The organism is Methyloversatilis universalis FAM5, assembly GCF_000214035.2.
GTDB classification, from domain to species: domain Bacteria; phylum Pseudomonadota; class Gammaproteobacteria; order Burkholderiales; family Rhodocyclaceae; genus Methyloversatilis; species Methyloversatilis universalis.
This window is the reverse complement of the sequence record NZ_AFHG01000060.1, coordinates 1-1,203: the sequence shown is the minus strand read 5'-3', so window position 1 is coordinate 1,203 and position 1,203 is coordinate 1. Positions and strand designations below refer to the sequence as shown.

Here is a 1,203-nt window from a genome sequence, read left to right as displayed (position 1 = left end):
GCTATATCTACTTCGGCAACAACGGCACCAACGCCGGCACCATCGAAGCGGCCACCGCCGGCCGCGAAATCGTCGTCAATGCCTGGAACACCACCGACACCTGGACCAACGCAGGCACCCTGCGCGCCAACGGCGGCATCCTCAGCCTCAGCGACGCCTGGTCCAGCGCCGGCACCAACGCGCGCATACAGCTCGACAGCGGCACGCTCTTCCTCGGTGGCAGCTTCAACACCGCATCGTTCAATACCCTGGTCCGACCGGCCGATGCCGACCGCGGCGCGCTCAACCTCGTCGGCACGCTGAACAACGCCAACGCAACCCTCAACCTCAACGGTGCAACCGGCACGCTCAATTCCGGCGGCACCCTCGCAGGTGGCACGCTGGCCATCGACAACGCCTCCGGTGGCGCCTTCAACACCGGTTACGCCGGCATTTCCGGTTCGTCCTTCGGCGGCACGAATGTCGCCACCCTGGACAACGTCCGCCTCACCGGCAGCACCACCATCGCCAACGGCGGCGACCTGCGCGTGGTCGGTGCGCTGACGCTGGACAACGGCTCGGTCACCCTCGCCTCCGATGGCAATTCCACCTTCCTGCGCGGCACCTCGGGTGCATGGAGCATCGCCGGCAACGGCGCCATCCTGTTCGGCGGCAGCCACAACGCGGTGCGCGCAAACAACTACCTCGGCTACGGCTCCGGCACCTACTCGCTCTCCATCGGCTCAGGCGTCACCGTCGCAGGCTCCAACGGCGGCTATATCTACTTCGGCAACAACGGCACCAACGCCGGCACCATCGAAGCGGCCACCGCCGGCCGCGAAATCGTCGTCAATGCCTGGAACACCACCGACACCTGGACCAACGCAGGCACCCTGCGCGCCAACGGCGGCATCCTCAGCCTCAGCGACGCCTGGTCCAGCGCCGGCACCAACGCGCGCATACAGCTCGACAGCGGCACGCTCTTCCTCGGTGGCAGCTTCAACACCGCATCGTTCAATACCCTGGTCCGACCGGCCGATGCCGACCGCGGCGCGCTCAACCTCGTCGGCACGCTGAACAACGCCAACGCAACCCTCAACCTCAACGGTGCAACCGGCACGCTCAATTCCGGCGGCACCCTCGCAGGTGGCACGCTGGCCATCGACAACGCCTCCGGTGGCGCCTTCAACACCGGTTACGCCGGCATTTCCGGTTCGTCCTTCG

At 66.7% G+C, this 1,203-nt stretch carries 1 protein-coding gene; it reads left to right on the top strand.

Going from position 1 to position 1,203, the window contains the following annotated elements:
* The coding region (locus METUNV1_RS19870; RefSeq protein ID WP_043360510.1) for a beta strand repeat-containing protein at positions 1–1,203 on the top strand (1,203 nt) is incomplete at both ends.